This window comes from Sphingomonas degradans (genome assembly GCF_053502645.1).
Genome location: NZ_CP177172.1, coordinates 1,990,344 through 2,016,868 on the forward strand (window position 1 = coordinate 1,990,344; position 26,525 = coordinate 2,016,868).

Annotated in this window: 22 protein-coding genes; 4 read left to right on the forward strand and 18 right to left on the reverse strand. The window is 67.0% G+C overall.

From position 1 onward, the window contains the following. Positions 1-23: 23 nt before the first annotated feature. The 7 genes from ACG3SL_RS08835 to ACG3SL_RS08865 are packed head-to-tail and all read right to left on the reverse strand — an operon-like array spanning position 24 to position 7,299. Entirely contained in the window at positions 24-854 is an 831-nt protein-coding gene (locus tag ACG3SL_RS08835; RefSeq protein ID WP_448664757.1) for an aldo/keto reductase, read from the reverse strand. Positions 855-910: 56 nt separating this feature from the next. Next, the gene (locus tag ACG3SL_RS08840; protein ID WP_448664759.1) at positions 911-1,900 is read right to left on the reverse strand and encodes a DUF1861 family protein; all 990 of its coding nucleotides are present in this window, start codon (positions 1,898-1,900) and stop codon (positions 911-913) included. A 58-nt stretch (positions 1,901-1,958) separates the two neighbouring features. After that, complete coding sequence (locus ACG3SL_RS08845) at positions 1,959-3,017, reverse strand: glycoside hydrolase family 130 protein (RefSeq protein WP_448664760.1); 1,059 nt, start codon at positions 3,015-3,017, stop codon at positions 1,959-1,961. 22 nt (positions 3,018-3,039) lie between these two features. Then, on the reverse strand, positions 3,040-3,891 hold the full coding sequence (locus tag ACG3SL_RS08850; RefSeq protein ID WP_448664761.1) for a carbohydrate ABC transporter permease: 852 nt from the start codon (positions 3,889-3,891) through the stop codon (positions 3,040-3,042). Then, a complete protein-coding gene (locus tag ACG3SL_RS08855) occupies positions 3,888-4,769 on the reverse strand; it encodes a carbohydrate ABC transporter permease (RefSeq protein ID WP_448664762.1) in 882 nt (293 codons plus the stop codon). The genes ACG3SL_RS08850 and ACG3SL_RS08855 overlap by 4 nt, the downstream gene beginning before the upstream one ends. Beyond that, positions 4,766-6,052, reverse strand: coding sequence for an ABC transporter substrate-binding protein (locus tag ACG3SL_RS08860; RefSeq protein WP_448664763.1), 1,287 nt, complete (start codon positions 6,050-6,052; stop codon positions 4,766-4,768). The genes ACG3SL_RS08855 and ACG3SL_RS08860 overlap by 4 nt, the downstream gene beginning before the upstream one ends. Next, positions 6,049-7,299 (reverse strand): hypothetical protein, encoded by a 1,251-nt coding sequence (locus ACG3SL_RS08865; RefSeq protein ID WP_448664764.1) that lies wholly within the window; start codon positions 7,297-7,299, stop codon positions 6,049-6,051. Before ACG3SL_RS08865 ends, ACG3SL_RS08860 begins: the two co-directional genes overlap by 4 nt. A 205-nt stretch (positions 7,300-7,504) precedes the next feature. On the opposite strand from ACG3SL_RS08865, the gene ACG3SL_RS08870 reads away from it, so the two are divergent. The 3 genes from ACG3SL_RS08870 to ACG3SL_RS08880 all read left to right on the forward strand — a co-directional run bounded on the left by ACG3SL_RS08870 (position 7,505) and on the right by ACG3SL_RS08880 (position 12,492). Then, on the forward strand, positions 7,505-8,575 hold the full coding sequence (locus tag ACG3SL_RS08870) for a LacI family DNA-binding transcriptional regulator (protein WP_448664765.1): 1,071 nt from the start codon (positions 7,505-7,507) through the stop codon (positions 8,573-8,575). Continuing rightward, positions 8,572-9,666, forward strand: coding sequence for an ABC transporter ATP-binding protein (locus ACG3SL_RS08875; RefSeq protein ID WP_448664766.1), 1,095 nt, complete (start codon positions 8,572-8,574; stop codon positions 9,664-9,666). The genes ACG3SL_RS08870 and ACG3SL_RS08875 overlap by 4 nt, the downstream gene beginning before the upstream one ends. A gap of 162 nt (positions 9,667-9,828) precedes the next feature. Then, positions 9,829-12,492, forward strand: a complete 2,664-nt coding sequence (locus tag ACG3SL_RS08880) for a TonB-dependent receptor (RefSeq protein WP_448665101.1) — start codon at positions 9,829-9,831, stop codon at positions 12,490-12,492. Between the two features lie 60 nt (positions 12,493-12,552). On the opposite strand, the gene ACG3SL_RS08885 is transcribed toward ACG3SL_RS08880, so the two are convergent. Next, the gene (locus ACG3SL_RS08885; protein ID WP_448664767.1) at positions 12,553-13,623 is read right to left on the reverse strand and encodes a sensor histidine kinase; all 1,071 of its coding nucleotides are present in this window, start codon (positions 13,621-13,623) and stop codon (positions 12,553-12,555) included. Positions 13,624-13,892: 269 nt separating this feature from the next. On the opposite strand from ACG3SL_RS08885, the gene ACG3SL_RS08890 reads away from it, so the two are divergent. After that, positions 13,893-14,807, forward strand: a complete 915-nt coding sequence (locus ACG3SL_RS08890; protein WP_448664768.1) for a lactate/malate family dehydrogenase — start codon at positions 13,893-13,895, stop codon at positions 14,805-14,807. Between the two features lie 7 nt (positions 14,808-14,814). On the opposite strand, the gene ACG3SL_RS08895 is transcribed toward ACG3SL_RS08890, so the two are convergent. The 10 genes from ACG3SL_RS08895 to ACG3SL_RS08940 all read right to left on the reverse strand — a co-directional run bounded on the left by ACG3SL_RS08895 (position 14,815) and on the right by ACG3SL_RS08940 (position 26,523). After that, positions 14,815-15,540: a GntR family transcriptional regulator gene (locus ACG3SL_RS08895; protein WP_448664769.1), complete on the reverse strand. Its 726-nt coding sequence runs from the start codon at positions 15,538-15,540 to the stop codon at positions 14,815-14,817. Positions 15,541-15,699: 159 nt separating this feature from the next. After that, positions 15,700-17,127, reverse strand: a complete 1,428-nt coding sequence (locus ACG3SL_RS08900; protein ID WP_448664770.1) for an efflux transporter outer membrane subunit — start codon at positions 17,125-17,127, stop codon at positions 15,700-15,702. Positions 17,128-17,132: 5 nt separating this feature from the next. Continuing rightward, positions 17,133-20,309, reverse strand: a complete 3,177-nt coding sequence (locus ACG3SL_RS08905; protein ID WP_448664771.1) for an efflux RND transporter permease subunit — start codon at positions 20,307-20,309, stop codon at positions 17,133-17,135. 88 nt (positions 20,310-20,397) lie between these two features. Further along, positions 20,398-21,669, reverse strand: a complete 1,272-nt coding sequence (locus tag ACG3SL_RS08910; protein ID WP_448664772.1) for an efflux RND transporter periplasmic adaptor subunit — start codon at positions 21,667-21,669, stop codon at positions 20,398-20,400. Beyond that, the gene (locus ACG3SL_RS08915; RefSeq protein WP_448664773.1) at positions 21,647-22,132 is read right to left on the reverse strand and encodes a hypothetical protein; all 486 of its coding nucleotides are present in this window, start codon (positions 22,130-22,132) and stop codon (positions 21,647-21,649) included. Before ACG3SL_RS08915 ends, ACG3SL_RS08910 begins: the two co-directional genes overlap by 23 nt. A gap of 321 nt (positions 22,133-22,453) precedes the next feature. Beyond that, entirely contained in the window at positions 22,454-23,065 is a 612-nt protein-coding gene (locus tag ACG3SL_RS08920; protein ID WP_448664774.1) for a TetR/AcrR family transcriptional regulator, read from the reverse strand. 85 nt (positions 23,066-23,150) lie between these two features. Further along, positions 23,151-24,056, reverse strand: a complete 906-nt coding sequence (locus ACG3SL_RS08925; protein WP_448664775.1) for an MBL fold metallo-hydrolase — start codon at positions 24,054-24,056, stop codon at positions 23,151-23,153. A gap of 13 nt (positions 24,057-24,069) precedes the next feature. Next, the gene (locus ACG3SL_RS08930; protein WP_448664776.1) at positions 24,070-25,437 is read right to left on the reverse strand and encodes an alginate export family protein; all 1,368 of its coding nucleotides are present in this window, start codon (positions 25,435-25,437) and stop codon (positions 24,070-24,072) included. After that, positions 25,434-26,120 (reverse strand): YoaK family protein, encoded by a 687-nt coding sequence (locus ACG3SL_RS08935; RefSeq protein WP_448664777.1) that lies wholly within the window; start codon positions 26,118-26,120, stop codon positions 25,434-25,436. Before ACG3SL_RS08935 ends, ACG3SL_RS08930 begins: the two co-directional genes overlap by 4 nt. Next, entirely contained in the window at positions 26,110-26,523 is a 414-nt protein-coding gene (locus ACG3SL_RS08940) for a DoxX family protein (protein WP_448664778.1), read from the reverse strand. Before ACG3SL_RS08940 ends, ACG3SL_RS08935 begins: the two co-directional genes overlap by 11 nt. Positions 26,524-26,525 lie beyond the last annotated feature (2 nt).

A 26,525-nucleotide genomic window follows, 5' to 3' on the forward strand; every position in this document is an offset into this window, starting at 1 on the left:
GCGGAGGGATGGCCGGGCTTTGCCTACAGCATCTCCAACGCGACACGCCCGCGCGGTGCCGGGAACATCGCGTCCAGCCGATCGACCACTTCGGGCGGCAGCACCGTGTCGGCGGAGACAAGGTTCTCGCGGACATGCGCGGCGGTGCCGGCCTTGGGAATGGCGATCATGCCGGGCGCGCGCAGGACCCATGCCAGCGCCAATTGCGCGGGCGTCAATCCGGCAGTTGCGGCAATCGCTGCCAGATCGTCGTCGGCGGTCAGCCGGCCCTGCTCGACCGGGCTATAGGCCATCGCCGTCATGCCATTGTCCGCCAGCCATGGCAGCAGGTCGCGCTCCGGCACGCGCCGGGTGAGGTTGTACAGGATCTGGTCGGTCGCACAGGCCGAGCCGCCGCCGTCGGCAAGCTCGGCCATGTCCTGCGTGTCCAGGTTGCTGACGCCCCAATGACGTATCTTGCCCGCGCGCTGGAGCGCCTGCATCGCCTCGACGGTTTCAGCGAGCGGCACGCGCCCGCGCCAGTGGAGCAGATAGAGGTCGAGCCGATCGGTGCCGAGCCGCGCAAGGCTGGCGTCGCACGCCCGCGCCAGCCGATCGCGCGACGCGTTCTGCGGATAGGCCTTGCTCACGAGGAACACGGTGTCGCGCACCGGGCGGATCGCCTCGCCGACCAGTTCCTCGGTCGCGCCATCGCCATACATCTCCGCCGTGTCGATCAGCGTCATGCCAAGGTCGATACCGGTCCGCAGCGCCGCAATCTCATCGGCGCGGCGGGCCGGGTCCTCGCCCATCATCCAGGTGCCCTGGCCCAGGTTCGGCACCTGTTCGCCGCCGGGAAGTGTCACGCTGCGCATTCGATCATCTCCCAGCCACCTCGGTCGAAAAGGCTACGGCGCACGGAAGTTCCGCATCAACGGCCGGTCGCGCGCCGCTGCTCCCCCGGCTGCGTACCGAAACCGGAATCGGCGCGCTGCGTGTCGAAAGGATCGGGAATCTCCAGCCACTGGGCTTCGGCGTCGGACACGCCCGCGTAGAAGCGCGTGACCGGTCCCTCGCGTACGATGCCCGAGGAGAACACGACGTCGACAAGGTCCGGCCGCTTTGCAGGGCCCGGCGCGAACTGGTTGCGGGCGGCGATGACCCGATAGTCGCGCCAGCGCCGCGTGACGGGATCGAACACAAACGCGATCGCGTAATAGCGCCGCTCGGCGTAATGATCGTCATTCTCGAAATAGGCGGCGTGCCCGATCACGCCGATCTCGCCATTGGGCAGCAGATGCGCCTCGTTCACGCCGCCCCAGTCCTGCGGGTGGAACATGTCCTCGAGCAGCGGGGCATATTCGATCGCGTCCAGCGTGATGGCGTCGAGCGTGTCAACTTCGGTATAGCCGATCATCCCGCGCTCACCCACCAGCCCGCGCGGGCGCGTAAAGATGCCGACGCGCCCGTCGGCGAGTTCGCGCAGCCGGATGTCCTTCATGCCGAGCGGCCCGGAGAAGAACTCGCGCAGGTTGAAGATGTCGGGTCCGCGATAGAAGGTGGTGCGCCAGGTCAGCCCGGAAAGGGCGTGGCTGATCGCAACGCCGCCGAACACCAGCTCGCCGGCCACATGCGTCACGAACGGGTCCTGGAGCCGCAGATGCGGCGCGCCCTCGATCGGATGCCAGGCGCCGTCGCGCTCCTCGAAGAAGATCGCAAACGAATCCTCGCTGTCGCGACGCTCGACGCGCCCCGCGATCACGGTGCGCCCGGCGGAGCGGAACGGAGCGGTGATGTTATAGACGTCGCACCCGTCCACGCCCGCGAACCGCAGCTTGCCGGCGCGCGCCGGAACGGGCGGCACGGTGGCCGCGAACGCCTCGTACAGGGTCTTTACGCGCGTGATTCCTCGCCGATCCACGTTGGTCTCCTTTGGATGCTGGATAATGCCCCCGCTCAGGGGCCGAATGTCTGACAGTTCAGAGGTCCATTGCCGTCCACAGATCGGCGAGCGCCACCGTGCCGAGCGCCATCACGCGGTCTGCGGCGCCATAATAGACATGGAGGTCGCCGCCCTCGATCAGCGCGCCGCAGCTGAACAGGACGTTGTCGAAAAAGCCGCTGCGTTCATAAGGTTGCTCGGGCGCCCCCAGCGGGATCGCCAGCCGCGCGCGGACGATCCGGGGATCGTCCAGATCGAGCAGCAGCGCGCCCAGGCTGTAGCGCTGCTCGGCATCGACACCGTGATAGATTTGCAGCCAGCCCCTCTCGGTCTCCAGCATCTGCGCGCCGCCGCCGATCTTGCTGCTTTCCCAGGCCGCGTCGGTGCGGCCGGCAAGATGCTCGTGCGCGCCCCAGTGCAGCAGGTCGGGCGAGCGGGCGATCCAGATTTCGGGCGTGCCCAGGTGCAGCGGCGCCGGGCGGTGCAGGCACCAATAGCTGCCGCCGACCCGCCGGGGAAACAGGCACACATCGCGATTGTCCGGCGCATGGATGATGCCCAGCCGCTCGACCGTGACGAAATCGTCGGTCACCGCCAGCGCAGTCGCGATCCCCAAATCCGACACGGCGGTGTAGTTGATGTAATAGCGCCCCTCGATCCGCGTCAGGCGCGCATCCTCGCACCCATAGCGTTCGGTGCGATTGGCCGGGAACAGGAACGGCTGGTCGTCGATCGTGAAATCGGTGCCGTTGGTGCTGCGCGCGATGCGCAGGTGCGACATCGACGTCAGGTGGACCCGACGCGGATCGGCGCGCAGCCGCACCATGCGCGGGTCGGAAAAGTCATAGGCGGGATCGTCGGTGCGGAACGATCGCACCGTACAGCGCCACCCCTCGCCCGCTTCCTCCAGCAACGGTACGCGCACTTCGCCCGGCTCCGCCCCTGCCACGCTCTCGGCGATGCGCAGCAGCAGGATAGTCTCGTCGCCAAAGCGGGCGACGCCGGCATTGAACGCGCCATCCACCTGCCAGCCGAGCCGGCTGGGGCGGACGTCTTCGGGCGTGACGACAGGATTGCCGGGCCACCGCTTCAGCATGGCGTTGTTCCTTTTTACTGAATTACTTGAGGGTCAGGGACATGCCCTGAAGGAAATGGCGGCGGAACAGGACGAACAGCAGCACCAGCGGCAGCGTCTGGAGCACCGCGCCGGCCATGACCGGGCCGACATAGCCGCCATATTGCTTGCTGAACGTCGCCAGCAGCACCGACAGCGGCATCCGATCGGTGTCGGAGATCGCGATCAGCGGCCACAGGAAATTGTCCCAGGTGCCGGTGAAGGTGAACAGGGCGACGATCGCGATGATCGATTTGTTGAGCGGAACGACGACCCGCGTCACGATCTGCCACAGGCTGGCACGGTCCAGCCGCGCGGCGTCCAGATACTCTTCGGGCATCGCCTTGAACGATTGCGACATCATGTAGATGCCCCATCCCGACATCATCGACGGCAGGATCAGCGCCCAGAGCGAATTGAGCAGCCCCAGTTCCTTCACCAGCACAAACAGCGGCAGGACGAACATCGCGGTGGGGATGACCATCTGGACCAGCAGGAAATCGCCGAACAGCTTGCGCCCCGGAAACTGCAACCGCGCCAGCGCATAGGCGATGAAGGTCGAGGACAGCAGGACCGACGCCGTGACGCTGAACGTCACCAGCGCGGAAATCGCCATCGCCTTCATGAACGGACGGTCGAGCGTGTCCGCCGTCGCGAACAGGAACCGGAAATTGTCGAGCGTGAAATCGCCCGAGAACAGCCCGGTGGTATAGATCTGCGCCGTCGGCTTGAGCGACGCGGCGACCATCCACGCGAACGGATAGAGCCAGGTCAGCGCGAGCGCATAGATGCCGATCGTGGCGGCCCATCCGCCCGGGCTGCGCGATCGGGCAAAGGCGGTGATGCGGGCGATCATGCAAGCGTCACTTTCTTTTCGAACAGGCGCCGGGCGATGACGACCAGCGCATAGCTGGCGACCGAGACCAGGATGCTCATCATCGCGGCATGGCTGGGCTGGAGCCGGCGGAACGCGGTCTCATAGATCATCATCTGCGGCGTGACGGTGCTGTCCGCCGGGCCGCCGCCGGTGATGAGGAACGGCTCCGTGAACAGCCCGAACGACACCAGGATCGCGAAGACCAGCACCATCATCAGCTGGGGGTTCATCATCGGCAGCGTGATGCGCACCAGCCGGGTGAAGGGCGTGGCATGGTCGAGCCGCGCCGCGTCGTACAGCTCCCGCGGGATCGTCAGCAGCCCCGAATAGAGGATCAGCCCGTAATAGCCGACGAACTTCCACGCGACGACCAGCGCGATCGCCAGCATCGCCAGCTGCGGATCGGTGGTCCAGGGGATCGTCACCCCGGTCCAGGCGAACAACAGGCTGTTGAGCGGCCCTGTCGAGCTGAAAATCTTGGTGAACACCAGCGACAGCGCGACGCCCGACGACACGTTCGACAGCAGGAAGCACAGCGCGATGAATGCCTTGCCCCGCCCGACATGCTGCAGCCCGAACGCGACCACCAGCGCCCCCCCGAAGGCGAGCGGCAGGTACAGGATCAGGAACCGCACCACGTTCCACAAGGCCTGCAGGAATTGCGGGTCCTGCACCGTGCGGACCAGGTTGCGCGCGCCGGTGAACACGGGCTCGTCAAAGAATCGCCACTGGGTGACCGAGAGCTTCGCCAGCCAGAAGAACGGATAGGCCCAGAAGATCGCCGTGAAGACCAGATAGGACAGCGCGAGCGCCATCCCGATCGCGGCCTCGCGCGACAGGCGCGGCCGCCCGATCACATCTGCACCGCGAGCATGCGATCGGTCTGGGCCGTCGCCTGCGCCAGCGCCGCAGCGGGGGTCGTCCGCCCGGTCATCAGCGGCTCGACCAGCTTGGCGGTCATGATCTTCTGGATGTCGATCGTGTATTCCGACAGCGCCGGGGGCCGCGCGCTCGCGACATGCTGGGCATAGATGCGCGCGATCGGATTGGTCCGGTAATAGTCGGCAAAGCGCGGGTTCTGCAGCAGGTCGCCGCGCGCAGGCGACAGCCCAGTCCTCCGCAGCCACAGCAGGTTGAGGTCCTCGTCCCCCAGCGCCCAGGCGAGGAATGCGAAGGCCTGTTCCGAGACGCGGCTGCTCTTGAAGATCACGACGCCCTTGCTGTCGGAGAAGGTGGCGCCGGGCCCCGTCCCCGCCTGCCCAGCGATCATCGGCCCCACTTCGATGCGAGCCAGCGTCTCCGGGTAGATCCGTGCAAAGCGCTCGACATCCCACGGCCCGCGCACCGCGCCCGCGGCAAGCCCCGAGACGAGCGGCTCCTCGGCATCGAAATCGAGCGCAGTCCAGCCCTTTCGGAACATCCGGTCCATGAACCCTGCGGCCTGAAGCCCCGCCGCATTGTCGTACACCGCATGCTGGCCCTCCAGATAGGGCTGCCCGCCCGACGCGGCATAATAGAAGGAAATGAAGTCGAACCAGCGATCGGCCCAGGAGCGCCCCGCCACGACCTGCATCCCATAGCGTTGCCGCGAGCGGCCATAGCGCTCGCAAAAGGCGTACACGTCGTCATAGGTGCGCGGCGGCGCGGAAAAGCCGTGCGCCTCCAGCAGGTCGGACCGCCACCATATCAACGTCGGGCTGGAGTAGATCGGCAGCGCCGCCACCCTGCCCGCCTGCGTCCAGCCTGGCACGATCGCCTCCATGTGCCGCTGCGCGACCAGCGCCGCATAGCCCGGCATCGCGGCAAGGTTGCGCACCTGCCCCAGCGCCTCAAGCTGCACCGCAAAGCCGGAAAAGACGTTGGTGCACAGGTCCGGCTCGGTGCCGGCGACCAAGGCCGACAGCACCGTGTCCTCCGAACTGCCCGCCGTGGGGATCGTCCCGAACCGCACCGGCAGCCCGCGCTTCGATGCGTTCCAGCGGGCAACGGCGAGTTTCCAGAAGCCCTCCTCCGCCGCATTGGGCGCGACCCACAGGTGGATGACGTCATCGCGCTTTTCCGCGCGCGGCGCGCCGCACCCGGCGAGGCTGGCGATGCCGCCACCCAGCGCAAGCGTCAGCAGGTCGCGCCGTGACGTCATGGCAGCCGTGTTCCGTTCAGCGCGCGCAACGCCAGCAGCCCCTCGACGGTCGATTCGGCGCCCGAATTGGGGTTGGCCGCGCGCGGCCCGTTGATCCCGTCGAGCACGCGCCCGCTTGCGGGATCATAGATGGCGTGTCCTGCGGCATTGTCGCCCGAGAACCAGCCGGCGAGGCGCTGCGCCGTGGCGCGATAGCGCGGCTTGCCGGTGACGCGGTACGCCTCCATCGACGCCATCACCATCGGGCTGATGCCATAGGCGATCTGCGGATAGGGCGCGGCTTCGACTGCCTCGATCCCCTTGGCGGTCCGCCGCACCGAGAAGCTGGCGAGCATCCCGTGCTTCAGCAGATAGGGATAGAAATTGTCGACTTCCGCCAGCGCACTCTCGGTAAAGTCCTTGCGCCCCAGCACTTCGCCCGCGCGCAACAGCGCATAGGCCTGGGCATTGCCCCAGGCGTGCCATTGGTTGCGCCAGCTGAGGTGCGCCCCATAGGGAAATTCGCGGCCATTACCTGCCGCCATCCGCATCATGCCCTCGCCCAACGCGGTCAGCAGCGTGCGGGTGTGCGCGCTGCCCGTGCGCCGGTAATGCGCCAGCAGCCCGAGCGTCGCAGTCGAAGCCGCGTCGGCGCCCGAGCCGAACGGCAGCCAGGTCGGCACCGACAGGCCTTCGAAAGTTTCCATCGCCGTGCCACCGGGCAGATCGCGCACGAGATTGGCGACCAGCCGGTCGGCAGCGACCTTCGCCCGCTTGGCAACCGGGGAGTCCGCTGGCAGGCGCAGCATCGCCGCCTCCAGCCCCCACAGGGCGCGCAGCGACCACCAGTTCAGCTCGGCGAGCGAGGTGCGATAGGTCCGGTTGATCCGCCCGTCACCCCAGATGAAATTGTAGAAATAGCCGTTATCCGCCTGCATTTGCAGGACGAATCGCGTCATCTTGTCGAGCTGGTCCATCCGCTGTGGCGACAGCGTCGGGCTCGACGCCAGCAGCACCATCGCACGGGCGACATCATCGACGCAGGCATAGCCCTCACGCGGCTCGATCGCGAAGCGGAAGTCGGGGGCCTCGCTGTAGATGTTGAGCACCCCCACCCGCTCGCCGCCAAGCTCGGTTTCGGCATAGAGGTGGTCGATATGGCGCAGGACGATCGCGGTGTCGCGCGCCGCCGGCGCATGGACCGCCGCCGGCCGGGCAAGCGCAACCGCGCCGGGCACCGCCGACAGCGCAAATGCGGAGAGCAGCAAGGTGCTGCGTGCGATCCACTTTGGAAGGGGGGATATGGAGGTCCCGTTCGAGGCGTCCAGCGCGCGTATCAAGGTGCGAATACCCTCTCCAGCCCATGTTTGCCATGTGACAGGTTGAACGTTAAACAAAGGCGGTTGTGCGTGTCAAGGCGAACGTCTAGGCTCATGTGCAAGCGCGGACAAACTGCCGGGCAAGGAGAGGATTTTGCGGGTCAAAAGAGCAACCCTGAAGTCGATCGCAGCCGATCTGGGCGTCACGCACACCTCCGTGTCGAACGCCTATAACAACCCGGCCAAAGTGTCGAAGGAACTGCGCGAACGCATCATCGCCTATGCGAAGACCGTCAATTACGAAGGCCCCGATCCTGCGGCGCGATCGCTGCGCACGGGCCGGTGCGGCGCGATCGGCGTGCTGTTCAACGACCAGCTGAGCTACGCCTTCACCGACGCGCACGACATCACCTTCCTCAGCGGTATCTCTTCAGTCTGCGAGGAAGAAGGCGCGAATATCGTCTTGATTCCGCTGAAGAACAAGCGCCCCGAATCGCGCGATTCGCTGACCGCGATCGTCGATGGCTATATCCTCAACGCGCCGTACAAGAGCCATCCGACGATCCGCACCGCGCTGTCGCGGGGCCTGCCCACCGTCGTCGTGGATTTCGACGCCCCCGATCTGGCGAGCGTGCTTACCAACGATCGCGAAATGACCGGGGCCGTCGTCTCGCACCTGCTCGCACTGGGCCATCGCAACATCGCCATCATCACCTTCCCCCGATCGGAGGACCATGGCGAGATATTCCCGCTCGACCGCGACGTGCCCGACGAAAGCTATGTGGTGAACCAGCGTATCCTGGGCTGTCGCGATGCGTTCGAGGCGGGCGGCGTGGCGCCATCGGGCGTGCTGGTGTGCGAAACGACCAACAGCGAACAGGGCGGCCAGCGCGGGGCGGAGCGGTTGCTGGCCCTGCGCCCGGACCTGACGGCGCTGGTATGCTTCTCGGACCGGCTGGCGCATGGCGCCATCGCCCATTGCCGTGCGCACGATCTGGCGGTGCCGGGTCGTATTTCGGTGACCGGGTTCGACGGGCTCGACCCGCTGGGGCGGCAGGCCGACGCGCTGCAACTCACCACGGTGCGGCAGAACGCCTTCGAGAAAGGCCGCAGGGCTGCCGAAATCCTGTTGCGCGACGATCAACCCGGCGCGCGCACGGTCCATATCCGCGCCGAGTTCGTCCCCGGCGACAGCAGCGCCCCCGTGTGGGAGCCTGCGGCATGACAGCGTTGATCCTTGAGGGCCTGGGCAAGTCCTATGCCGGGGTCGAGACGATTCGCGGCATCGACCTGGAAGTCGCGTCGGGTGAGTTCGTGGTGCTGGTCGGCTCGTCCGGCTGCGGCAAATCGACCGTGCTGCGCATGATCGCCGGGCTGGAGGAGGTGTCCACCGGCACCATCCGCATCGGCGGGCGCGACGTGACTCGCACGCCTGCCGCCAACCGGGGCGTGGCGATGGTGTTCCAGTCCTATGCGCTCTACCCGCACATGAACGTGCGGGAAAATCTGAGCTTCGGGCTGCGCAACATGAAAGTGCCGCGTGACCAGATCGCCGCGCAGGTCGCCAATGCCGCGACGATCCTCGAACTTGACGCGCTGCTCGATCGGATGCCGAGCCAGTTGTCGGGCGGCCAGCGGCAGCGCGTTGCCATCGGCCGCGCCATCGTCCGCGATCCGGCGATCTTCCTGTTCGACGAGCCGCTGTCCAACCTGGATGCCGAGTTGCGCGTGCGGATGCGGCACGAACTGGCGCGGCTGCACAAGCGGCTGGGCAGCACCATGATCTATGTGACCCACGACCAGGTCGAGGCGATGACGCTGGCCGATCGGCTGGTGATCCTGGACAAGGGCCGGATCTCGCAAGTGGGCACGCCGCTGGAAATCTATGCGCGCCCGGCGAACGTGTTTACCGCCGGCTTCATCGGCAGCCCGCGCATCAACCTGCTCGATGCGCAAGTGATCGAGCGACAGGGGGATGCGGCGCTGCTGGAGCTGGCCGGGGGCATCCGGTTCGTGCGCGCCGACGGCAGGGCACTGGTCGCTGGCACGCGGCTGACGGTGGGGCTGCGGCCGGAACATGTGCGGCTTGAGCCGGGCGTGGAGCATGTCGCGCTCCCGCTGACGATCGATGCCGTCGAGGCGCTGGGCCATTCGACCTTCCTCTACGGCCAGCTTCCCCAGGGCGGCGAATTCCGGGCGAAGCTGGACGGCCATCATGCCGTCACCGTCCCCGCCACGCGCACCCTGTATGCCGATCCGGCGCAGCTGTTGCTGTTCGACGCGGACGGACAGGCGATCCCGACCGCACACCCCTGATACAGCGGCGCAGCAGCCCCATCATGGCGGCTTGTGCGCCGCTTGGTTTATCGTTAAACGCAGCAATTGCCGGGAGCCGAGATCCGCAAAGACGGATGGCGATCACGGAAACATTGGAGAGGATAAGGCACGATGCAAAAAGGGCGATCCCGCTTGCTCAGCGTGACGGGCATGGCAACCATCCTGGTCGCTGCCACGCCGGCGCTTGCTACCATCAACCCCGCGCAGGAGCGCCCGGCCGCGCCGCAGGATAGCAATGTCCAGCAGAGCGAGGCCGAGGACGACGCGATCGTCGTCACCGGCCTGCGCGAGAGCCTGCGCCGCGCGGTCGACATCAAGCGCGCGGCAGACAACATCGTCGACTCGATCGTCGCGGACGACATCGGCAAGCTGCCCGACCAGAACATCGCCGAAGCCATTCAGCGCATCCCCGGCGTGACCATTTCCCGCGACAATGGCGAAGGCCAGTTCATCACCGTGCGCGGCCTGGGCCCGGCGTTCAGCTCGGCGCTGTACAACGGACGCATCCTCGCGACCGAGAATCAGGGCCGCGAGTTCAGCTTCGACATCCTGCCCGCCGAACTCATAAACCGCGTCGACGTGTCCAAGACCCCGACTGCCGCGCAGGTCGAAGGCGGCATCGCCGCGACCGTCGACATGTATACCGCGCGCCCGTTCGATTTCAGCGGCGACAAGTTCATGGTCTCCGCGCAGGGTAATTACGACAAGCTGCGCGGGCAGGTCTCGCCGCAGGCATCGGGCCTGTTCAGCACCACCTTCGGCGGCAGCGACTTCGGCATTCTCGGCGCGGTGTCGTATATCGACCGCAAGATCGAGGGCCGCCGTATCTTCACCGACGGGTGGGAAGCCAACCAGAACCTCGATTTCAACAAGGACGGCACGCCCGAATATACCGGCGTGTCGATCCCGACCTATGTCGAATGGGGCGTCAACAGCACCAACCGCAAGCGGCTGTCGGGCCTCGCGACGCTCCAGTGGAAGCCGTCCAATGCGCTACAGATCACGCTGGACGGGCTCTATTCGAAGCTCGACGTCAACGACGATAACAAGGTGTTCTTCGTCTATGGCGGCCCCGGCGACGTGACGGCGGCGACGGTGGACAGCAACAAGACCGTCACCAGCTATACCGGCATCGCCTCCGGCCCCAACATCACCAACCAGGTCCGCCCGCGCCTCGCCAAGACCTACCAGACCGGGTTGAATCTTGAGTGGAAGCCCTCGCCGCGCCTCTCCGGCTTCCTCGACCTGTCCTGGTCGAAGGCGACCGACGACACCGGCGGCAACCAGGCATGGTTCGAAACCAATCTGGCGACGCCCACCTATTCCCCCGCCGGCGTGAAGTTCACCCTCGGGCCCAATGGCAAGCCGGTCTATACCGGGCTCGGCAACATCCTCGACACGTCGAACGCGAAGTCGGGCTGGCTGACCTATGAAGGCGTCAGCGTCGAGGACGAGATCTACCAGATCAACTCGCAGCTGAAGTATGAAGTGGACGCAGGGCCCCTGCGCGCGCTGACGGCGGGGATCAATTATTCGGACCGCAAGAAGTCGCGCTTCTCGTACAAGACGCCGTCGGAAGTGCAGTGCCTGTTCTGCGGCATATCGGTGCCGCAAAGCGTGTTCGGCACGCCGGCAGAGGCATCGAATTTCCTGGGCACGGGCATGTTCGACAGCGCCTTCCCGACCTATTCGATCGCCGATCTTCAGGCGTATCTGCTGTCCGACGCCGCGATCAACCAGACGGCGAACCCCGCCGCAACCCGGGCCGCGCTTGCCGCGAACGGGGGCGGGTTCGGAGTCGTGCTGGTGCCGGGCAACAGCGGCTCCGCGCAGGAGCGCACGCTGGGCGGGTTCCTGCAGGCGTCGCTGGGCGGCAACCTCGGCTCGCGGGCATGGTCGGGCAATATCGGCGTTCGGGTAACCCGCACAAACGTGACGTCACGCGGCTTTGGGCAGGAGATTCTCAGCATCACCACGCCCGCGGGGCTGGACCCGGTGGTCAACCTCTCCGACCCGCAGCCGATCTCTGAGCGCGGTTCCTATACGAAGGTGCTGCCGAGCGCGAACTTCAAGATCGACCTGTTCCAGGACGTGGTGCTCCAGGCGGCGGTCGCCAAGACGCTGACGCGCGCGACGCTCAGCGACCTCCTGCTGATCCGCAACATCAACCCCCGCCCGCGCGAGCGCGCGATCACCGATGGCAATCCCGGGCTCCAGCCGATGATCGGGTGGAACTACGATGCCGCGCTGACCTGGTATCTCGATCGCGCGAGCTTCCTCAGCGTCGCGGTGTTCGCAAAGGATCTGAAGGACCTGTCGGAGACGGTCACCAGCACGGTCCAGATCCAGGGGCTGGATTTCCGGCGGACGCGGCCGGAGAATATCGGCGGCCGCAATTATCGCGGCATCGAATTCTCGGGCCAGTACACGTTCAGCGGCCTGCCCGCACCGCTCGACGGGCTGGGCGTCCAGGCGAACATCAGCCTGGTCGATCCCGATGCGACCACCTACAACGTCGTCGGCTTCTACGAGAAGGGGCCGTTGCAGATGCGCATGGCCTATAACTATCGCAATGCCTACGAGGCGACCCAATCGGGCAATCGCGGCCAGCCGGTCAATGTGGCCGCCTATGGCATCTGGGATGCCAGCATCAACTATGCACTGAACGATCGCGTGACGCTGTTCGCGCAGGGGCTCAACCTGTTCAACGCGAAGACCTTCCAATATTCGGTCTACGAAGAACGGGTGATCACGTACGAGACCTATGGCCCGCGCTACGCGCTGGGCATTCGCGCAAACTTCTGAGCCCTGGGCGGACGCGGCGGCAGATCGATATCCGGTCTGCCGCTGCTGGCCCGATCGCGCCTAGACTGCGACCTTTGCGGCCTCCGTGCCTGCGTTGCCCTCTTCGTCGGGCTGCGTATGTTCCAGCCGGATCGACGTGCCCGGCTTGCGATCGGTGACGGTGACTCGGGCGTCGAGCTGCCTGGCAAGCGCCTGGACGATGTTGGTCCCCAGCCCCGGTTTTGCGACGCCTTCTTCCTTTGGCATACCCACGCCGTCATCCGACACGGCGAGCGACCATTCCGCGCCCTCGCTATCGTAATCGACGCTGATTTTGCCGGTTCGGCCACCGGGAAACGCGTGTTTCAGCGCGTTGATGACCAGTTCGGTGACGACCAGCCCCAGGCTGACCGATATGTCGGCATCGACGCGGCTTTCGTCGCTGTTCACTTCCAGGCGTATCTGGCCCGGGTCGTGGATCATCGACGCGCCGATGCTCTCGCACAGTTGGGTCAGATACGGGAGCAGGCTCACCCGGTCGATCGAGGCGACCGACAATTGCTTCTGGATCGCGGCGATCGACATCACGCGGTGGTGCGCGTTGTGCAGATGGCCGCGCACTTCCTCGGACTGGACCTGCTTCGCGCTTTGCATGAGCACGCTGGCGATGATCTGGAGGCTGTTGGCAACGCGGTGCTGCAGTTCCTGGAGCAGCATGCCCTTGTCGCGAACCAGGTCCTCGTTCAGCTTATGGGCAATCCGCGCATCGGTGAAGTCCGATATCGCGAGCAACAGGCGTATCTCGCCCGCCTCGCCATAGTCGAGCTTGTGCGCGTTGACGACCAGCCGGCGGGGCAATCGCCCCGCGCGATTCAGGTCGAACTCATAGTCCTTGACCTCGGCGAGCCCCGAAGCAGTGGCGTTCAGCAGCGACTGGAGCTGGGGCTTCGCCCACTCCCCCGCGCCGAGGCTGGCGAAATCGCGGCCCGCTATCGTCGCGATATCGATCCCGAATGCCTGGCAGAACGCAGCGCTGGCACCGATCACCACGCGTTTCCCGTCGAGCAGGAGCACCGGCGCGTGCGAAGACTGGACGATGGCCATCGCAAGACCAAGCCCCAGGTCGGAATGGTGGGGTTCCGTTGGCGGCATGGGTAACCTTTCCGCGCCGGACCTGCTTCGGATCGAAGGAGGCCTTGCGCCGGAGCATGCCCTTCAAACAAGCGCGCACCTCGCACGACCGTACCACGCCCGCGACTCGAACCCCGCACCAATTCGGTCGCGATTGTGCCGCGCATGCGAAATGACACCGCCCGCGCGGCGTGCTACCGCGTTTGCAGACCAGGCTCAAACGCATTGAATCGAGGCCAAATGTCCAGCACCGCCGGCATAGCACGCCCACCCGCAGAGCGTCCGCTGCGATGAGCCGCCGCGTTGCCGTGATCGGGGCGGGGCATGTCGGCGCGACGATCGCGTTCGCGCTGATGCTGCGCGGGCTGTTCCCCGAAATCCTGTTGATCGATTCCGACCGCGCAAGAGCGGACGCCGAAGCGGAGGACCTGTCGGACGCGGGCGCGCTGGCTCGGCCCACCCGGATCTTTGCCGGCGGTTACGCCGACGCCGCATCGGCGAGCGTCGCAATCCTGACGGCGGGCGCTGCCACGCGCGGCGCCGAAAGCCGGCTCGCGGTGGCGGGACGCAGCGCGGCGATCGTCCAGTCCTGCGTCACCCAATTGCGGTCGGCCGGTTTTGACGGAACGCTGATCGTCGCCGCCAACCCGGTGGACCTGATGTCGTACACGGCGTTTCGCCACGCAGGCCTGCCATCGGCCCGCGTGATCGGAACCGGCACGCTGCTCGACAGCTGCCGGATGCGACAGGAGGTCGCAACGCGGCTGAACGTCGCCTCCGCATCGGTGCAGGGCATGGTGCTCGGCGAACATGGCGACAGCGAAGTCGCGGTCTTTTCGTCGATCCGGATCGGGGGGCAATTGCCCGAACGCTTCGCCCCGGGCGTGCTGGACGGCGCTGCGCTGGCGAGCGAGGTGCGCGATGCCGGGTATAAGATCATCCAGGGCAAGGGATATACGTCGTTCGGGATCGCGACCGCAGCCGTGCGGCTGTGCGAGGCGATCGTTCGCGACGAACGCATCGTCTTGCCCGTGTCGTGCCTGATGCGCGGCGAGTTCGGGCTTTCGGGCCTGTATCTCAGCCTCCCCTGCATCGTCGGCGCGGGCGGCGTCGAGCAAGTGCTGGTGCCCGAACTCGATCCCAACGAGCGCGAGGCGCTGCTACGCTCGGCCGCAGCGATCCGCGCGGCATTGGCGGAGCTATAAAGCGGCGTCAGGCGCTGCCCGCGGTCAGCAAATCGATGCACCAGGCGCTATGGTAGAGCAGCGTCGCCTCGGCCGCGCCGCCGTCGCCCGCCAGAATGGCATCGGTGAGCCGTTGATAATTCTGGACATATTTCGGGCCATGGACATTCAGGTCGATGACCGCCGCAAGGTAGCGGTTCCAATACTCGACGCTCACTGCGCGGAGCACGAAATCGACATAGGGCTTCTCGCCGATCGCGTTGACGAGATAGTGATAGTCGTTGAGCACCAGATAGAAATCGATGCCGAGCGACGTCGCCGCGCCGGCGCAGCGGATGCGTTCCATTGCATCGGCGACGCGCATGGCATTGTCCCCCTCGGCAATCCGGCCCGCTGCCGCGCGCACGCCCAGCGCCGCCACCGGCGCACTCACTTCATAGATTTCCGCAAGATCGCGTAGCGTCAGCGGCCGCAGGATCGCGCCGCGATCGGGATGCAGCTCGACAAGTCCCTGCCCCGCCAGCACGGCAAGCGCCTCGCGCACCGGGGCACGGCTCAGCCCCAGGCGCTGGGCAAGGTCCGACGCGACGATCCGGTCGCCCGGTCGCAATGTGCCATTGTCCAGCGCCTCCAGAATCTTGGTGTAGACGCTCTGGACCAGCGAGGTCTTGGTGCCACCGTCGGCAAGTTGCTTCGGCGAACCAAAGGGCGTTGCCGCCGATGCCTCGGCAGTCCTCAGGGGGCCTTCGCCCATTCCGGTCGTCTCCTCGTCGCCCCGATCGCTTCGGCGGCAGACCCGACCTCGCCGGGCACCACAGGGCGCGGGGCGAGGACCGACAAATAATGAAGGCGTTTCGGCCTGTTAGGCTGAAATGGCAACCGGAGAGTTACCCAGGATGGCGGTCCCTCCCGATCAGCCCGCGCGTGCCCCGCCTTCCGACGCCGCAGTCTGCCAGCCGCCGCCCAGCGCGCGGAAGAGATCGACCTGCGCCCCCGCGATCTGCGCGTCGACTGCCGCGAGCGCGGCTTCCGCATCTGCAAAGGTGCGCTCGGCATCGAGTAGCGCCAGCGAATCGATATCGCCTTCCCGCTGGCGGGCGCGCGCGATGTCCACTGCCGCGCGCGCTTCGTTGTGCGCGGCCTGAAGCGCGGTGCGGCGCTCCAGCGCATGACCATAAGCGGACAGCGCCGTCTCGGTCTCTTCGATCGCGCGGAACACCGTGCCGTCGAATGTGGCGAGCGCTTCCTTGCTATCGGCCTCTGCCGCTGCGATGCGCGCGCGGGCCGGTTCGGGGTTCACGGTCCAGCTGAGCAGCCCGCCGACGAGCCAGCGCAGCGGCCCCGCGCCGAAGATGTCGCCAAAGCCGGCGCCGGTCGATCCGCCCGACCCGCCCAGGCTGATGCGCGGATACAGGTCTGCGGTCGCCACGCCGATCCGCGCCGTGGACGCCGCAAGCCGCCGTTCCGCCGCGCGGATATCGGGGCGTCGGGCCAGTAACGCGGCGCCGTCACCGACCGGGATCGGCTGGTCGAGCCGCAGCGTCGTGTCGCGCGCGCCAACCTCCGCCGGGAGTTCGGCGGGGGTGCGCCCGGTCAGCGTGGCGAGCCGGAACAGCGCTGCATCGCGTGCCGCCTCCAGCGCGGGCACTTCGGCCTGGCGCTGGTTGCGCAGCGCGCCGATCCGGGCCGTATCGAGCCGCGTCGCCAGCCCGACGCCGCGCCGGCGCTCGGTCAGCGCGATCGACTGGTCGAGCAATGCAACGATCCGCCGCGCTACCGCCAGCCGTTCACCGGACGAGGTCGCATCGGCATAGGCGCGCGCCGTGTCGGCGGCGACGATCACCCGCACCGCATCGGCATCGGCCTGCGCCGCGTTCAGGTCGCCACGCGCCGCCTCGACATTGCGCGAGACGCGGCCGAACAGGTCGACTTCGTAGCTGACGTTCAGCCCGGCATCGACCTGCCAGTCCTCGCGCGCCACCCCGACCGGACGCTGTCCGGCGGGCAGGCGCCCGTAATTGGCGCTGCTGCTCGCCTCCGCCTGGGGCAGGCGGTCGGCACGCGCGCCGCGCAGCCCGGCGCGTGCCCGCTCGATCCGGGCAACGGCGGCCCGCACATCGGTGTTGGCGGCCAGCGCGTCGGTGACGAGCCGGTCGAGCACCGGATCGCTGTAGAGCCGCCACCAATCGCCCTGCACGGGCGCGGGCGTGACTGCGGCATTGGCGGCGACGAAGGCGCCGGCGGCGGTCTGCGGATGGACCGGCGCGACATAGTCCGGCCCGGCCGCGCAGGCGGCGAGCGCCAGCGCGGAGGCAGTGATGAAAAGACTGCGCATGGACATCGTCCTTATTCGGCGGGTTGCAGCTGGGCGTCGTGATGGGCAGCGGGACGCTTACGGGCGAAACGTTCGCCCAGCGCCCGGCACACGACGTAGAAGGTCGGCGTGAAGAGCAGGCCGAAGCCGGTGACGCCGAGCATCCCGAAGAACACCGCGGTACCCAGCGCCTGGCGAAGCTCCGCGCCCGCCCCGGTGGCGATCAGCAGCGGCACCGTGCCCAGGATGAACGCGAATGACGTCATCAGGATCGGACGCAGGCGATCCCCCGCCGCGCGCACCGCCGCCTCGACCGGCGAAAGCCCGTCCTGGTCCTCCGCCTGCTTGGCAAACTCGACCACGAGGATCGCGTTCTTGGCGGCCAGCGCGATCAGCACCACCAGCCCGATCTGGGTAAGGACATTGTTGTCCATCCCCCGCAGGTTGACGCCCAGCATCGCCGCCAGCAGGCACATCGGCACGATCAGGATGATCGCCAGCGGCAGCACCACGCTTTCATACTGCGCCGCCAGCACCAGGAAGACGAAGACCACCGCCAGCGCGAACACCAGCCCGGCGGTATTGCCCGCCGCCTTTTGCTGGAACGCGATGCCGGTCCACTCGGCCTTGTACCCCTCGGGCAATTCGCTCGCGAGCTTCTCCATCGTCATCAGCGACCGGCCCGAGCTGTAGCCGGGGGCCGTATCGCCATCGACTTCGACGGCGGGGAACAGGTTGTAGCGCGTCACGCGATACGGCCCGGTCTTGCTCTCGAAGGTCGATACCGATCCGATCGGCACCATCGCGCCCGAATTGGAGCGGGTTTTGAGGTTGGCGATATCGGATTCGGTCGCGCGGAACGGTGCGTCGGCCTGCGCCGTCACGCGATAGGTACGCCCCAGCATGTTGAAGTCGTTGACGAAGGTCGAGCCGAGATAGACGTTCAGCGCTTCGAACACCCGCTCCGGCGGCACGCCCAGCATGTTGGCCTTGCGCCGATCGATATCGGCGAAGATGCGCGGCGTGGCCGTGTTGAAGAAGGTGTAGATCTGTTGCAGCCCCGGCGTCTGGTTGGCCTTGCCGATCAGCCCGAACGCGGTGTTGCCCAATGCGGCATAGCCATGCTCGCCCCGATCCTGGATCATCATGCGATAGCCGCCTGCCGAACCGATTCCCTGGATGACCGGAGGCGGCACCACGAGCAGCATCGCCTCGTTGATGTCGGCGGTGCGCTTGCGCGCCTCGTCCATGATACCGGCATAGCTGACCCCCAGCTTTGCGCGTTCCTCGAACGACATCAGCGGGACATAGGCCGCCGCACTGTTGGGCGCGAGCGTCTGGGACGGGCCGTCGAAGCCGGCCAGCATCACCGATCCCTTGACGCCGGGGATCGGCAGGATGCGCGCCACGACCTTGCGCATCACTTCATCGGTGCGTTCGAGCGACGAGCCCGGCGGCAGCTGGATGACGGTGAGGAAATAGCCCTGGTCCTGCGCCGGAATGAAGCCCACCGGCGTCGCCCAGAACATGCCCACCGTCGCCGCGATCAGCCCGACATAGGCAAGCATCATCCGCTTGGGCCGCACAACCAGCACGCGCGTCAGCCGCGAATAGCCCGTGCTCATCCGCTCGAAGCCCCGGTTGAACAGGTCGGCCCCGCGCTGCATGCCCCGGCCGATCCGGCCCTTGGGCGGGCCGTCATGGCCGCGCAGCAGCACCGCCGCGAGCGCAGGCGACAGCGTGAGCGAGACGAGCAGCGAAATCGCCGTCGCCGCAGAGATCGTCACCGCGAACTGCTTGTAGAAAGCGCCCGACAGGCCGTTGAGGAACAGCGTCGGCAGGAACACCGCGAGCAGCACCAGCACGATCGCGACCAGCGCACCCGACACTTCGTCCATCGACGTGCGCGCCGCCTCCAGCGCGGTCATGCCGCGCGACAGGTTGCGCTCGACATTCTCGACCACGACGATCGCGTCATCGACGACGATGCCGATCGCGAGCACCAGCCCGAACAGCGACAAGTTGTTGAGCGAATAGCCCAGTGCCAGCAGCACCGCCATCGTGCCGATCAGCGACACGGGGATCGCCACCACCGGAATGATCGCCGCGCGCCATTTCTGGAGGAACACGATCACCACCAGCACGACCAGGATGATCGCCTCGCCCAGCGTGTGATAGACGGCGTCGATCGACTGCGAGATGAACTCGGTGGGGTTGTAGATGACGCGATATTCCAGGCCCTTGGGGAAGTCCTTGGACATCGATTGCAGCTCGTGCTCGACCGCCTGCGCGGCGGCCAGCGCATTGGTGCCGGGGCGCTGGAACAGCCCCAGGATCACCGTCGGCTCGTTCGAGAGATAGGTGTTCGAGGAATAGTCCGCCGCGCCGAGTTCGACGCGCGCGACATCGCTCACGCGCACCTGGTGCCCGCTGGAGTCGGTGCGGATCACGACGTCGCCGAACTCGCTCGGGTCCTTCAGGCGACCCTGGGTCTGGACGTTGAGCTGGAACGCGCTGCCGGTCGGGCTGGAGCCCGGCTGGCCGAGCGAGCCCGCCGCAACCTGGATATTCTGCGCGCGCAGTGCCTGGACGATATCGCCCGCGGTCAGGTCCAGCGCCGCCGCGCGGCCCGGATCGATCCACACGCGCATCGCATAGTCGCGCGCACCAAACATGCGCACGTCGCCCACGCCCTCGACGCGGGCGAGGCGGTCCTTCACCTGCGTCAGCGCGTAGTTCGAGATATAGCTGCGGTCGATCGACTTGTCGGGCGAGATCAGGTTGACCACCATCAGGAAGTCCGGCGTGGTCTTGCGCGTCACGACGCCCAGCCGCTGGACCTCCTCGGGCAGGCGCGGCACCGCGACGGCGACCCGGTTCTGGACCAGCACCTGCGCCGCATCCAGATTGGTGCCCGGCTTGAACGTTACCGTGATGGTCACGTTGCCGTCACCGGTCGACTGCGACGACTGATAGAGCATGTCGTCGACGCCATTGATTTCCTGCTCGATCGGCGCGGCGACGGTTTCCGCTACGGTCTCGGCGGACGCGCCGGGATAGCCGGCGGTCACCGTCACCGTCGGCGGGACGATGTCGGGATATTGCGAGATCGGCAGCGCGAAATAGGCAATCGCGCCCAGGATGGTAATGATGACGGAGATCACCGCCGCGAAAATCGGGCGCGTGATGAAGAAACGCGAGAGGCGCATGGCCGTCTCCTCGTTGGAGGATTTCTAGAAACTGCGAAAGGCTTCCTGCCGCCGGGCCTGTTTGGGGACCACCCGGCGGCAGGATCGGTCAGCGGGCGAAGGTCGCCCCGCCCGTGACCGGAGCTGCAATCGGCGTGGCGGGCGCGGCAGCGGTCGGGGCGATCCGCCCCGCCTTTGCCTGCACCTTGGTGCCGGGGGGCACCATCTGGGCGCCGGCCAGGATCACGCGGTCCTGCGCGGCCAGCCCGGAGCGGACGATGCGCAGACCGTCGACGACCGGCCCGACTTCGATCGGGCGCGGCTGGACGGTGTCGTCCTTGCCCATCACCAGCACGATCTTGCGCGCCTGGTCGGTCTGGATCGCCGAGTCGGGGACCAGCATCGCGCGTTCGGTGCCGCCGGCGGAAAGCCGCATGTTGCCGAACATGCCCGGCGTCAGGAACATCTCCGGATTGTGCAGCACGGCGCGGCCCCGGATCGTCCCCGATTTGGGATCGAGCCCGTTGTCGGTGAAGTCCAGCTGCCCCTTCCAGCGATAGTCGGCCTCGTCCTGCAACCGGATCTCGACCGGCGATTCGGTCGCCCCGGCGGCCTTGGCGCGCTTGGTCTTCAGGAACAGCGCTTCCGAGCCATCAAAGCTGAAATAGATGGGATCGAGCGCGTTGATCGTGGTGAGCAGCGAGCCGCCCTGCCCCTCGCCTGCGGCGACGAGGTTGCCGGCATCGACCTTGCGATCCGAAATCCGGCCCGCGATCGGCGCGCGCACCTGCGTGAATTCAACGTCGAGCTGGCGTGCGCTGACGCGCGCCTGTGCCGCCGCGACCGATGCATTGCCGGCACGGACCCGCGCCTGGAGCCGCTCGACATCGCTCTTGGACACCGCCTCCACGTCCACCAGCCGCTGGGCGCGGCCAAGATCGGAGCGGGCAAGCGCCAGTTCGCTCTGGGCACTCGCCAACCCCGCGCGGGCCTCGGCCAGTGCAGCGGCGAAGGGGCGTGGGTCGATGGTGAAGAGCAACTGGCCCTTCTGCACCACCGCGCCATCGGTGAAGTGCACGCCCACGATCGCACCCGACACGCGCGGACGCACCTCGACCGAGCGGCTCGGCTCGAACCGCCCGACATAGTCGTCATATTCGCTGACATCGCGCACCAGCGGCGTCGCCACCGTCACCGTGGGCGGTGCCGGCGCGGCGATCGCCGGGGCGTCATGGTTGGCAATGGCGATCCCCCCGGCGATCAGCACCAGCGGGAGGGCCACCAGAGAGCCCCGCTGCCACAGGGGCATGCGCTTCGCGCGCGCTGCACCCGGCTCGGCAGCCTTGGGATCGGCAGGATCAATGCGTCCGATCATGTTCACGTCGTTTCCCCTGATTGAGTGCCGCGCGACCGCGGCTGATGCTGGCGAGCAGCGTTTCAAATTGTTCGGCGGTGAAGCCGGCGTCGTGGAACGCCTCGATCTCCGAGGGCGGCAGGCTGTACCCCTTGTGCCAGGCAAGCACGGCAATGCGGCGCAAGGCTTCCAGCCGGGGGTCGGCCAGGCGCGGGTTCGCCCGCTCCCCGCCGAAGATAACCCCAAGTGCCACGGCCATGCGCCCGGGCGCCTCCAGCGACGAAAGCCGATCGCGCTGCGCAATCGCCACGACCTGCCATTCCAGAGCCGAAAAGCCCGACACGCGGGTCGGCGTCAGGATGTCGGCGGGCGTTGCCACCGGCGAACCCTGCAGCGATGCGAAATTCAGATAAGCCATGGCCATTCTCCCTGTGTCCTGGCCGGCAAGGCGCACGCGCGCCCACGCTGCGGCAGCCATCGCCGCCAGCATCCGGCAGTTCGTCCGTTTGTGATATGCTCCCACGCCGGCGCAGCCCCAATCGTGCGCCGGGATGGTTTTCCCAGACCTAGGTATGGCGAGCCCTCTACGCGCCCGCACGGGCCGCGCATGGATCAGATACCATCGGTGCAGGAACGTAACGCCCGGGGCTAATGCCCGTCGCTACACTCGAATTCTGAAAGTCGGCGCATCGCAGCTACCTTCCCCGTTCGATCGAACCCCGGAAGGGCACCGATCAGTTTCTATACTGATCGGTATATAAGTCGCGCTGCGGTGCGTCAACAGCTTTTTATACCGGACGGTATTTTTTGTCTAGCGCCCCGGCCACATCGACAGGCTGATGGTGATAAGGCCCTGGAGATCCTGGCACGTCGCGCCCGCGCCAGCCTGGACCGCCAGCCCCTGCATGATCGCCAGCAGATAGCTGGTGATCGCAGTCGCATCGGTATCTGCCGGCAAATCGCCTTCCACCCGCGCGCGCTCGAATCGGTCGACGAGTGCTTTTTTCGCCACCGCCCCGCGCGCAAGCACTTCGGCGCGGATCGACTCGGCCTCGTCCCCGCAGGCCATCGAATTGATGACGCCCATGCAGCCCTTGGGATCGCACGTGTTCAGCTGAATCTCGAGCGCGCCCCGCAACAGCCGCTCCGCCACGCCGCGCGCCGTGGGTGCCTCCAGCGCCTTGCCGATATAATCGAGCTTCTCGCGCTCATAGAGGTCCAGCGCCTTGCGGAACAACGCTTCCTTGTTGCCAAAGGCGGCATACAGGCTGGGGCGGGTAATCCCCATCGCGTCGGTGAGGTCGCTCAGCGATGCGCCCTCATATCCCTTGCTCCAGAATACGCGAAGCGCCGCCGTCAGCGCCTGATCGACGCAGAACTCGCGGGGCCGCCCTTTGGGGGCGCAGATCGGGCCATCTTTCATAACGATCGGTATATAAGCGTTTGGCGGAAAAGGTCCACCCTCTCCCGCCATCCGGCAAGTTACGGATTTAAAACCGAAACCTATCTTATTTGATCGGCACCCAGTGATAGGCGCCATCCATCGCATGAATCTGGCCGATGCCGGGATAGGCGATATGGGCGGCGGCGATCCACTCTCCCTTGCTCGCTACCGCCTGTAACAGCGCGATGCGCGCCGCCCGCGCCTGCGCCTGATCGCTGTCGAACCGGATCGTGATCGCCGGATCGGGGAACTGCACATCGGCCACATGCATCACATCGCCCCAGGCAAGCAGGCTCTGGCCGCCACCGCTGATCCGATACCCCTCATGCCCCGGCGTATGGCCCGGCAGCGCGACCGAACGGACGCCGGGGACCACTTCGCTGCCGGCGCGAAACGTCTTCACCCGCCCGGCGGCGGTGTAGGGCGCCAGCAATTTGCCGATCGCGTCGAACGTGCCCGCGACCGAGGCATCGACCTTCGCGCGGTTCGCGGGATCGGTCCAGAATGCAAGCTCCCCTGCCTCGATCCAGACCGTTGCCTTGGGGAAGGCCGCGCTGCCGTCCGCGCGCAACAGGCCCCCGGCGTGATCGACATGCAGGTGCGTGATGAGCACTGCCTCGATCGTGTCGGGCGCGATCTTCGCGGCTTCCAGCGCGGCACCCACCTTGCCCAGCGTCGGCCCCAGCGTAAGCCCGCTGCCGGTGTCGATCAGCACGCGGTGCCCTGCCCGCTCGATCAGGAAGGCGTTGACCGACGTGGGAACCAGCGGCGGCTTGCCCACCTTCTGGAGCAGTTCCGCCACCTCGCCCTTGCGCGGCTCGACCAGCAACTGCTCGCTGGGCAGCGCGAACACGCCGTCGTCGAGCGCGGTCACGCGGGTGTCGCCCAGCTGGAGCGTGTTGGGAACCGTCTGCGCGACGGCGGGCGTGGCAGTCGTCAGCAGCAACAGGGAAAGCGAGCGAACCAGCATGGGATACTCCTTGTCAAAAGCGATATGAGGTTTCGAATGCGGCCATATGGATGGGCCGCGCAGGGCCGGTATCGCGCAGGAAGCGCCCGGCGCGGAACACCGATGCGGAGGCACTGAACGCCAGGGCGGAGTCGGCCTGCCATTCGAGCAGCAGCTCGACCTGATCGCCCACATCGCGTGCGCGTGATCCGCGCCCGGATCGCAGCAGATTGCCCGGAATGCCGTACACGCCGTCGCCCCTGCTCTGGCGCCAGTACCGCATCCCCGCCAGCCCCAGCGCGACCCCGCGCCCAAGCTCGAACTGGAGGTTGGGATGCACATTGATGAGGTTGTACGGGCCGATGGGAGACAGCTCGCCGAAGTAGCGCCCCTTGGGGAACAGCGGGTTGAAAGTCTCGAGCCGGGCGTCCGCCGGGTTGCGATCCCCGCTGATGATGTCAGCCCGTATCCGCAGCGTCGGCTGCAGCGGAAGCGTCGAAAAACGATACGCCGTCTCGCTCGCGACCGACCAGGCGTGGATGGGCGCGCCGGCGAAGCGGCCGCGCTGGATCATCGCTTCCCAGTTCCAGCTCCACGGCCCCCGCGTGCCGAACCAGCGCAGGCCGAAGGTCTGGCGATGCTCGCGCCCGGCACCCTGATCGAACCGCGCGGCGCGGTTGGCGTAGTCGAGATAATAGAGGTCGGCGCTCCCGAGCGGCAACGGGGCGGTGCCATAGACGCCCGACAAGCGCCGGGTGCGCGCGGTACGGTCGTCGAAATCGCCGAGGCCATTCTGCACCGGGCGCAGGCGGAGGATGTCGACCCGCGCGCCGCCCAGCGTGCCGGTCGCGCGGAGGCCGTCGAACGCCTGCGGCACATTGGGGCCATAGCGCGTGCCGACGAGCCGCTCGGACCCCAGCGCCACCATCGCGCGCCCGCCGCGCAGCGTTACTGCCGCCCCGCCGAACGCGAGCCGCACATCCGCGAACGCCTGGAGCCAGTCGGCGCCCGTCTGGTCCACGGGGCCCTTGGCGGGGCGCACGTCGAACGCATAGGCGGCGATCGGCTGGACGAAGGCGCGCACCGCGCCGACATGCAGGTCGGCATAGGGCATCGCCCGCAGCCAGACATAGGCGTTGTCCGGTGCATCGGCTGCCCCCCATTCGTTGTCGGTATAACCCTCGCGCCGCGCCCGAAGCTCGACCCCGGTGGTCAGATAGACGTCGCCATCCTTGTCCAGCGGCACATATTTGGCCGCAAGCCACCACGGATCGGAGGCTTGCGCGGGCCGATCGCGCAGCGCGGACCAATCCTCGTCATAGCGCCAGTTGACGACATTCGGCAGATCCTGGGCATGCGCGGGCGGCGCGCAGAGTGCCGCCGCCGCGAGCCAGCGCTTCATCGCCGCACGCGAACCCACATCGCCGCAAGGAAGATCAGCGCCGTCGCGAGGAACAATGGCGGCGCCAGCCCCCACCGTATCGTCATCCATGCACCCGCCCCGGCGCCGAGGCAGATGGAGACCACGCTCCCCACGCGCCGCTGCCAGTTCGGGTTGTCGCCGCCCGCCAGCGTAGAGTCGGCGGCCAGTCCGGTAAGCGTGAGCGTGAGGACCGTCGTGGTCATGTCGGCCACTTTCAGATGGCGGATCGTGGCGTTGCGATAGCCCATCGCGATGGCAGTGAGCGCAATGATCGCATAGAGCAGCGTCTCCGGCTGCGACGTCGCAGGGCTGTAGCCGAGCGCCAGCACTGCCGAGACGAGCAGCAGAACGCCCTCGACCGCCATCTGCCGAGGCAGCCACTGGCGAAGCGGGAGGTGCTGCCACGCCTTTGTACTGCACCCCGCGATCAGCGCGCCGACGAGAAACATGACCAGCGCGACCAGTAGCGGCGCGAAACGAAAGCCTGGCGTGCCGACCGCAGCGAATCCCAGGAACACGACATTGCCCGTCATGTTCGCCGTGAACACTCGCCCCAATCCCAGCACGCTGATCGCGTCGATCAGCCCGGTCACCACCGACAGGAGCAGCAATGGCGGGACCAGCGCGGGCGGCGGCGGTGGCGCGGCGATCTCACCGGCCATCGCGAGTCGCCAGGATCGCGCCGAGCATCAGACCGCCGATCAAACCGATATGTTCGCCAAAGGTGTTGCGCTCGTGAAACCGCAGCACCGGATCGGCGATGCTCCAAAACGGGTGCGCGATCAGCGTGGCGATAGCCGTGAATACGCCCAGCGCGCCGGCACCGAGCCACGCCCAGCGACCCGCGATAAGCAGTGCCGATCCCCCGATCTGGACCACGATCGTCGCGGCCACCGTCAGCGCGGCGGGTTGCAGCCCGAAATGCCCGGCCTCGGCCAGCGCGCCGGGCATGTCGAACAGCTTGGAAACCCCGCTGGTCCAGAACGGGAGCGTCAGAAGCGCGCGCGCGAAAACGCCGGAACATTGGGCGCGCAGCAGCGCGGCGATGGGCGAAGGCGTCGCCATCG

Coding starts and splice junctions, on each gene's coding strand:
- ACG3SL_RS08835 (WP_448664757.1), bottom strand. CDS start 854: ATGCGCAGCGTGACACTTCCCGGCGGCGAACAGGTGCCGAACCTGGGC.
- ACG3SL_RS08845 (WP_448664760.1), bottom strand. CDS start 3,017: ATGCTGAAGCGGTGGCCCGGCAATCCTGTCGTCACGCCCGAAGACGTC.
- ACG3SL_RS08850 (WP_448664761.1), bottom strand. CDS start 3,891: ATGATCGCCCGCATCACCGCCTTTGCCCGATCGCGCAGCCCGGGCGGA.
- ACG3SL_RS08860 (WP_448664763.1), bottom strand. CDS start 6,052: ATGACGTCACGGCGCGACCTGCTGACGCTTGCGCTGGGTGGCGGCATC.
- ACG3SL_RS08875 (WP_448664766.1), top strand. CDS start 8,572: ATGACAGCGTTGATCCTTGAGGGCCTGGGCAAGTCCTATGCCGGGGTC.
- ACG3SL_RS08885 (WP_448664767.1), bottom strand. CDS start 13,623: ATGCCGCCAACGGAACCCCACCATTCCGACCTGGGGCTTGGTCTTGCG.
- ACG3SL_RS08890 (WP_448664768.1), top strand. CDS start 13,893: ATGAGCCGCCGCGTTGCCGTGATCGGGGCGGGGCATGTCGGCGCGACG.
- ACG3SL_RS08895 (WP_448664769.1), bottom strand. CDS start 15,540: ATGGGCGAAGGCCCCCTGAGGACTGCCGAGGCATCGGCGGCAACGCCC.
- ACG3SL_RS08900 (WP_448664770.1), bottom strand. CDS start 17,127: ATGTCCATGCGCAGTCTTTTCATCACTGCCTCCGCGCTGGCGCTCGCC.
- ACG3SL_RS08905 (WP_448664771.1), bottom strand. CDS start 20,309: ATGCGCCTCTCGCGTTTCTTCATCACGCGCCCGATTTTCGCGGCGGTG.
- ACG3SL_RS08915 (WP_448664773.1), bottom strand. CDS start 22,132: ATGCTGGCGGCGATGGCTGCCGCAGCGTGGGCGCGCGTGCGCCTTGCC.
- ACG3SL_RS08920 (WP_448664774.1), bottom strand. CDS start 23,065: ATGAAAGATGGCCCGATCTGCGCCCCCAAAGGGCGGCCCCGCGAGTTC.
- ACG3SL_RS08925 (WP_448664775.1), bottom strand. CDS start 24,056: ATGCTGGTTCGCTCGCTTTCCCTGTTGCTGCTGACGACTGCCACGCCC.
- ACG3SL_RS08930 (WP_448664776.1), bottom strand. CDS start 25,437: ATGAAGCGCTGGCTCGCGGCGGCGGCACTCTGCGCGCCGCCCGCGCAT.
- ACG3SL_RS08935 (WP_448664777.1), bottom strand. CDS start 26,120: ATGGCCGGTGAGATCGCCGCGCCACCGCCGCCGCCCGCGCTGGTCCCG.
- ACG3SL_RS08940 (WP_448664778.1), bottom strand. CDS start 26,523: ATGGCGACGCCTTCGCCCATCGCCGCGCTGCTGCGCGCCCAATGTTCC.